This is a genomic window from Streptococcus mitis subsp. hohhotensis, assembly GCF_020089495.2.
GTDB lineage: Bacteria > Bacillota > Bacilli > Lactobacillales > Streptococcaceae > Streptococcus > Streptococcus hohhotensis.
Genome location: NZ_JAIRCA020000006.1, coordinates 102763 through 110992, shown reverse-complemented (window position 1 = coordinate 110992; position 8230 = coordinate 102763). Strand labels below are relative to the sequence as shown.

The window sequence follows — 8230 nt, the reverse complement described above, 5'->3', positions numbered from 1 at the left end:
GCCGTGAAAAGGCGGTGTCTTAACCCCTTGACCAACGGACCAGAGTTGTTATTTTCAACTCTTACTATTATACCGACTTTTCAAACTTTGTCAACACCTTTTTTAAACTTTTTACAAATTTTTCAATTCTTTTCAAGTACAGTTTTTCAAATTATAGTAAAAAGAGCCAGAATTGTACTGACTCTTCTATTGTTCATTAAACTTAGAAGCACGTTCTTCTCCCCACCAATAGGGCATTAGTTCTGCGACTTTAACTGTTTTTCTTATATTATAGTCCATCATGAATTCTGCATCTTTATTTTCAGCGTTCAACTCTAATAGGAATTCTCTGCAAGCTCCACAGGGCATTCCTGAACTTCCACCATAAGGTGGTTTGTCTCGAAAGGCTAATACTTTTTTAACCTTAGTTTGTCCTGAAAATTGGTACATATTGAAGAGAGCTGCCCGTTCTGCGCAGAGATGGAAAACACCACAGGTTCCCTCCATACAGAAACCTGTAAATATTTGTCCATCTTCTGCTTCTACTGCGGCCACAACATGGTTAGCGTAAACAAAATCAGATACTTCATGTGGATCGTATAGCTTCTGTGCTTCTTCGTACATCTTTTCCCAGATGTCCATTATTGTACCCTTCTTACTTAGAGATTTCCTTCAACATATTTTCGATATGCTGGATTGATTTTTCACGGCCTAACAAAAAGATCGTATCTGGTAACTCTGGACCATGCATTTCACCTGAAACAGCAATACGAATTGGCATGAAGAGATTTTTCCCTTTGATACCTGTTTCTTTTTGGACTACTTTAATTTGTGGGAAGATATTTTCTGTCACAAATTCATCATCTGTCATTGCTTCAAGTTTTGCTTTGAAGGTTTCAAGAACTGTTGGGACTGTTTCACCTGCCATGACTTCGCGCTCTGCTTCGGTCAATTCTGGGAAATCTGAGAAGAAGAGATCTGTCAATGGGATAATCTCATCTACTGATTTCATTTGTGGTTTATAGAGCTCAACTAATTTTTCAGCCTTGTCTGTTAAACGGCCTGCTTCTTCTAGGAATGGTTTTGCCATTTCAAAGATAGTTTCTAGGTCTGCATTCTTGATATAATCATTGCTCATCCAGTCTAGTTTTTTCTGGTCAAAGGCTGCTGGAGACTTGCTGAGGCGATTTTCATCGAAAAGTTTAATCAATTCTTCACGAGAGAAAATCTCATCTTCGCCACCTGGGTTCCAACCAAGAAGGGCGATAAAGTTAAAGACTGCTTCTGGAAGGTAACCTTTCTTTCGGTAATCTTCGATAAATTGAAGTGTATTAGTATCACGTTTAGATAACTTCTTACCAGTCTCAGAGTTGATAATCAAGGTCATGTGACCGAACTCTGGAGCTTCCCAACCAAGTGCTTCATAAACCATGAGCTGTTTTGGTGTATTAGCAATATGGTCATCTCCACGGATTACGTGAGAGATTTGCATATCGTGGTCATCGATAACAACAGCAAAGTTGTAAGTTGGGTAACCGTCTTTCTTTTGGATAACCCAGTCACCACCGATATTGCCACCTTCAAATTCGATATCACCTTTGACCATATCATGCCACTTGTAGATACCTGACTCATTGACCGCCAAACGAACCGTTGGGATGATCCCTGCTGCTTCACGTTCTGCGATGTAAGCTGCTTTTTCTTCTTCACTCATACCAAGGTATTCATTGATGTAGCGTGGTGTTTCGCCAGCTGCTTCTTGGCGTTCGCGTTCAGCTGCCAACTCTTCTTCTGTAACGTAAGATTTGTAGGCTTTTCCTTCAGCTAGCAATTGGTCGATATATTTTTGATACAAGTTCAAACGTTCAGACTGGCGGTAATTTTCATGTGTTTCTGGGCTTTCATCCCAATCCATACCTAACCAACGAAGGTTTTCAAGCTGTGAACGTTCCCCATCCTCGACATGACGTTTACGGTCAGTATCTTCGATACGGATAATAAAAGTTCCATCGTGATGACGTGCATAAAGGTAGTTGAACAATGCTGTACGGGCATTTCCGATGTGTAGTAGTCCTGTTGGACTTGGTGCGTAACGTACGCGGATATCTTTTGACATAGTTTCTCCTATAAAGTCTCTAGGCGTCTGCCTTTTTGCTCTCTATATTATATCACAAGTCTTGGCTGAGTCCAATTTCTATGAATAAAGAGAGTAAAAAGAGTGGACAAACCACTCTTTTCTTCTATTATAGACGTGCGTTAAGTTCTTTACTCAATTCTTCAAATCCTGGTTTTCCAAGAAGGGCGAACATGTTACGTTTGTAGGCTTCAACACCTGGTTGGTCAAATGGGTTGATAGCATTCAAGTAACCTGAAAGAGCGATAGCCAATTCGAAGAAGTAGATTGTATAACCAAGAGTGAAAGCGTCTTGCTCTGGAAGAGTCACGTACATGTTTGGTACATCACCGTCTGTGTGGGCAAGAAGAACACCGTCAGTTGCTTTTTTGTTTACAAAGTCAACGTCTTTTCCTTGAAGGTAACCAAGTCCATCAAGGTCTTCTTCCAAGCTAGGGATAATTACGTTTTTACGAGGTTTGTCAACACGAACAACTGTTTCAAACATGATACGAGTTCCTTCTTGGATAAATTGACCAAGTGAGTGCAAGTCAGTTGAGAAGTTGGCTGAAGTTGGGTAGATACCTTTTTGGTCTTTTCCTTCTGATTCACCAGCCAATTGTTTCCACCACTCTGAGAAGTATTGAAGTGATGGCTCGTAGTTTACCAAGATCTCAGTTGCATAGCCCTTACGGTAAAGGATGTTACGAACTGCTGCGTATTGGTAAGCTTCGTTTTCAGAGATTTTATCTGAAGTGTAGTCTTTGCGAGCTGCATTCGCACCTTCCATAAGGGCTTTGATGTCAGCTCCTGATGCTGCGATTGGAAGCAAACCAACGGCTGTCAATACTGAGAAGCGTCCACCGATATCATCTGGAACAACAAATGTTTCCCAACCGTTAGCGTCTGCCTCAACCTTAACAGCACCTTTTTGGCGGTCAGTTGTTGCATAGATACGTTTGTTGGCTTCTTCTTGACCGTATTTCTTAACCAAGAGTTCTTTGAAGACACGGAAAGCGATAGCTGGTTCAGTTGTTGTACCTGATTTAGAAATCACGTTTACTGAGAAGTCTTTATCAGCTACGTATTCTACCAAGTCAGCAAGGTAAGTAGATGAGATTGAGTTTCCTGCGTAAAGGATTTGTGGAGCTTTGCGTTCTTCTTTTGTTTGCAAGTTAGCAAAGTGGTGGTTCAAGAAGTCGATTGCTGCTTTGGCACCAAGGTAAGATCCACCGATACCGATTACAACCAAGACATCGCTGTCTGACTTGATTTGCTCAGCAGCTTTCAAGATGCGGTCAAATTCTTCACGGTCGTAGTTTTCAGGAAGGTCCAACCATCCCAAGAAGTCGCTACCAGCACCAGTTCCTTTACGGATCAATTCATCTGCTGCTGTTACTTGTGATTGCATGTATTCCACTTCATGTGGTGCAACAAATTTGTCTAAAACTTTTGAATAATCAAATTTAATATGTGACATGTTATTCCTCCAATATTTCTTCTTTTCTATCATAACGCTTACCTTCGTTTTTTTCAAGTTTTTTGTCGAATTTCTCCAATTTTTATCAGAATTCAAACGTTTGCGTAAAAATCCCACATTCCAAAAATTTTGAAAAAATAAAAGAAAGAACGACTAGATGTTCCAGTCGTTACAGTTCATTCAATAAATACTCAAATAATTCTAAATTACCATTCTCTTCATTAACCAGAAACTCTGGATGCCACTGCAAACCGATAATGCGGTGCTCGTCGATAGACTCAATCGCTTCAATAGTTTGGTCTCTTGGATCAATAGCAGTTACACGGAAATTAGGTGCCAAATCTTTAATACTTTGACGATGGACGGAGTTGACCTGACTTTCTTTCCCAAATAGCTTGGCCACCACGCTTCCTTCTACTGTCTCAATAGAGTGAGATGTTCCGAAAGGTAGTCCTTGCCAGTGACCTTCGATTTCTTGATTGAGGGTGCCGCCAAAGGCAACATTGACAAGTTGGACACCGCGACAGATTGCCATAATTGGTTTATTCTGACGAAGCGCTTCTTTCAAGAGTGCCAATTCAAATTCGTCACGGACCAGATTGTAATCATCGCTCTCGATGGTCTTTTTCTCTCCATAAAACTGAGGGTGGACATTTTGACCGCCTGTCAAGATAAGTTTATCTATCATTTCCACATAATCGCGTACAACTGACTCATCACCAACAGGAATGACTAAAGGGAGACCACCGACTTGACGAATGCTCTCTGCGAATCTACAAGATACAGATGAATGAATGTTTTTGCCCTCTGCGTCTACGGGACATAGATTTGCAGCAACTCCTACAACCGTTCTAGGCATGATGTCTCTCCTTTCGAATGTTAATACTCTTCGAAAATCTCTTCAAACCACTTCAGCGTCGCCTTATCGTATATATGTTACTGACTTCGTCAGTTCTATCTACAACCTCAAAGCAGTGCTTTGAGCAACCTACGGCTAGCTTCCTAGTTTGCTCTTTGATTTTCATTGAGTGATATGATAGTCCTATCATATCACTCAAAATGCCTTTCGTCTAATATGTTTTTTTAAGGCTGTGATAAATTTTTTTATGGACAAGAAAAAGCTGTCCACATAGGACAACTTTTTTCTTATTCAAAGACAAATTGATTGTAATAGAGTTCTGAGTAGAATCCACCTAGTTTTAAGAGTTCATAGTGATTACCACGTTCAATGACTTCTCCATCTTTGAGGACAATAATCTGGTCTGCATTGAGGATGGTCTTCAAACGATGGGCAATGACAAAACTGGTTCTGCCTGCTACAACTGCCTCCATGGCATGCTGAATCTTGCTTTCTGTCACCGTATCTACGTTTGAAGTTGCTTCATCGAGAATGAGAACTTCTGGATCTGTCATCAGGGTTCGAGCGATAGAAATCAATTGTTTCTGCCCTGTCGAGAAGATGCTTTGATCATCATCGATAAGAGTATCGTACTTATCAGGCAAGCTTTCGATATAGTCGTGAATGTGGGTTGCCTTGGCTGCTACCTCAACCATTTCTTGACTAGCATCTGGCACACCGAAACGGATATTGTCTCGAATCGTTCCGCTAAATAAGACCGAATCCTGCAAAACAATTCCCACCTTGCTTCTGAGACTATCTAAATCATAGTCACGGATGTCTTTGCCGTCAAAATAAATACCACCAGCATCAACATCATAAAAGCGATTGATGAGGTTCATAATAGTCGTTTTCCCTGAACCTGTCGGACCAACAACCGCTGTCATCTGGCCTTTCGGAGCGGAAATACTGACATCTTTCAAAATAGGTTTATCAGGCAGGTATGAAAAATCAATATGACTGATTTCAACACCTTCTTGCAACTTAGTGAGGATTGAAGCCTTTTCAGGTCGGATTTCTTCCTCTGCATCGAACATTTCCTGAATCCGTTCAGCACCTGTAAAGGCTAACTGGAGGCTTCCCCAACTAGCTGCAACTTGGATAATAGGCTGGTAGTACTGCTGTGAAAATTGGGCAAACATAACAATCAAACCTAGGGCTGTACTTGTTTCGATAGACTTATCATTCAAAAGTACAGCTGAACCAGCAAAGATGACGATGGCTGTATTAACCAGACTCATCCCATTCATGACAGGGAACAGAATTCCTGAGAACATTCTTCCTTTAAAGGTTGCCTTGCGCACGCGCTCATTTTGTTCAAGAAATCCTGTCATCATATTCTCTTGAATACCTTGCACAATCACGGCTTTTTGGCCTGAGATACTCTCATCCATATAGGCGTTGAGCTTCCCTACCTCTTTCTGCTGGAGGTTGGTGTATTTGCGTGCCATTTTCACGATGAAAATTATCATGAGGAAGGCCACTGGTGTGCTGGCAGTGGTGATGAGCGCCAGTGTCACATTTCTCGAAAACATGACAAAAATCAGACCAATGTATAAAACAATATTGCTCATGACCTGAACCAGACTTTCATTAAAGGCTTGGAGGATATTATCCAAATCACTAGTAAAACGAGACAGGATATCGCCATCTTGTCGGCGGTCAAAGAAAGAAACCGTCAACCGAGCAAGCTTACCGAAGAGGCCTTTGCGCATCTCGTTGGTCGATTCTGCAATCACACGCGTCATAAGACACATGTATATGACACTGGAGATAAATAAAACCAAAACTAGCAGGCCAAGATTGACCATGATTCCTGATAGGCTTTGCCAAACAAGTTCTGGATTGCCATCTTGATAAGCTTGAACTAAATTGGCTAGCTCTGTTACCGCTTGTCCAGAAAAGACCGGAAAGAGGGCTTGGGCAAGAGTTGATAGAACCAGCATCAAAATAACAACCACAAATGAGAACTTATAGACCTTAAAGTAATGCCAGAAAAATTGAACTGTCTTCATTTTATTCCTCCTTTCCTTTCTGTGTTTCATAGATTTCACGGTAAACGGCATTATTGGCAACTAAGTCTGCATGCCTGCCTTGACCAATCAATCGTCCTTGATCTAGAACCAAGATCTTGTCTGCATGGACAACCGAGCTAATTTTTTGAGCAATAATAATGGTTGTCGTCCCCTTCAGGTCCTTATCCAAGGCTTCTTGCACTAGGCGCTCTGACTTAGCATCCAAGGCCGAGGTCGAATCGTCAAAAATCAGAATACGTGGATTGCTGACAATTCCACGCGCAATCGACATCCTTTGCTTTTGCCCACCTGAGAAGTTGGTTCCTCGTTCCTCAACTGGACTTTCAAAGGTTTTCTCCATACGATGAATGAATTCACTGGCTTGGGCAATAGTGGCTGCACGCTCCATTTCAAATAGAGTAGCATCTCCCTTACCCTGTCTCAAGTTATCTGCAATCGTTCCACTGAAGAGAATGGCACGTTGGAGAACGATAGACACTGTTTTACGCAGGGTTCCTTCACTCACTTCTCGAATATCCTTGCCACCGATTTTAATAGAGCCTTCTTGCGGATCAAAGAGACGTGGAATCAATTGAGCCAAGGTTGACTTCCCTGCACCAGTCGCTCCAACGACACCAACCATTTGACCAGATTCAATAGTAAAGCTCACATCTTTCAGCATCGGTTCCTTATCCATTGGATAGGTAAAGGTTACATTTTCAAAGCTAAGACTTCCGACCAACTCTTCATCTGGCACATCCTTGAAGGTCATAGCTGGCTCTGCGTCAAGAATTTCTCGAATACGACGCATAGAAATCATGGCACGGCTGACAGAATTCCCTAAAAATCCAACCATAACAATGGTAAAGATAATCTGGCTCAGGTAATTAACAAAGGAAGCAATAGAGCCAACAACTGATGGATCCGACTGAACCATCCCTGCAACTAGCCAAATAGAGAGGAATACCGCCCCATAACCGACCAACATCATGAAAGGTTCCACTACTGAAAAAGCATAACCGATGTAAAGATTTTGACCGAGAAGCTCGTCTGAAACTTCCGTAAACTTAGCAAACTGCTCTTTTTCTTGGACAAAGGACTTGACCACACGAACGCCACGCAGATTTTCCTTGGCAATGGCATTGATGCGTTCAAGAAGGGTTTGAAACTTGGCAAAACGAGGCCCCATCATTCCCATCATGACGGCAGTCAAACCAAAAATCAAGACTACCATGAGAACAATTACCCACCACAGAGAAGGTAGGGTTTGAACCGCCAGGATAAAGGAACCGATGAACAAGAGGGGAAGTCTGAAAAGAATCTGGAAGGTCATCATGACCACGTTCTGAATCTGGTTGATGTCATTTGTCATGCGAACGACTAGATTTCCCGCATTAAATTGTTCAATATTAGCATAAGAAAAGGTTTGGATTTTACGGAAGGCATCCTCCCGAAGGTCAGATGAAACTCCTTGGGCAATATAGGCTGCAAGGACAACATTGAGCCCACCAGCAACCAGACCGACCAGGGCCACACCAATCAACCAAGCCCCGATACTATAAATAGCTTCATATTTTCCAGCAAGGAGGGCGTCTAACACTTCCTGCAGGTAACGCGGTTGCAAAAGTGAACTAGCAACCATCAAGCCTGTCATCAGGAGCGAAGCTAAGGCCTGCCACTTGTAGGTTTTTATTTTCTGAATCAGCATACTTTCTCCTTAAAAAATAGACAAAAGGGAGCGACAA

General features: G+C 41.9%; 6 protein-coding genes. All 6 read right to left on the bottom strand.

Going from position 1 to position 8230, the window contains the following annotated elements; genetic code table 11:
- Positions 1–186: 186 nt before the first annotated feature.
- The 6 genes from K4Z77_RS04035 to patA all read right to left on the bottom strand — a co-directional run bounded on the left by K4Z77_RS04035 (position 187) and on the right by patA (position 8193).
- Positions 187–621: a cytidine deaminase family protein gene (locus K4Z77_RS04035; RefSeq protein WP_023943950.1), complete on the bottom strand. Its 435-nt coding sequence runs from the start codon at positions 619–621 to the stop codon at positions 187–189.
- Between the two features lie 13 nt (positions 622–634).
- Positions 635–2095 (bottom strand): glutamate--tRNA ligase, encoded by a 1461-nt coding sequence (gltX, locus tag K4Z77_RS04030; RefSeq protein ID WP_224218527.1) that lies wholly within the window; start codon positions 2093–2095, stop codon positions 635–637.
- Positions 2096–2222: 127 nt separating this feature from the next.
- Positions 2223–3572, bottom strand: a complete 1350-nt coding sequence (locus tag K4Z77_RS04025; protein ID WP_000018268.1) for a glucose-6-phosphate isomerase — start codon at positions 3570–3572, stop codon at positions 2223–2225.
- 169 nt (positions 3573–3741) lie between these two features.
- A complete protein-coding gene (locus K4Z77_RS04020) occupies positions 3742–4431 on the bottom strand; it encodes a gamma-glutamyl-gamma-aminobutyrate hydrolase family protein (RefSeq protein ID WP_224218526.1) in 690 nt (229 codons plus the stop codon).
- 287 nt (positions 4432–4718) lie between these two features.
- On the bottom strand, positions 4719–6485 hold the full coding sequence (gene patB, locus K4Z77_RS04015; RefSeq protein ID WP_224218525.1) for a multidrug efflux ABC transporter subunit PatB: 1767 nt from the start codon (positions 6483–6485) through the stop codon (positions 4719–4721).
- 1 nt (position 6486) lies between these two features.
- Entirely contained in the window at positions 6487–8193 is a 1707-nt protein-coding gene (patA, locus tag K4Z77_RS04010) for a multidrug efflux ABC transporter subunit PatA (protein ID WP_224218524.1), read from the bottom strand.
- Positions 8194–8230 lie beyond the last annotated feature (37 nt).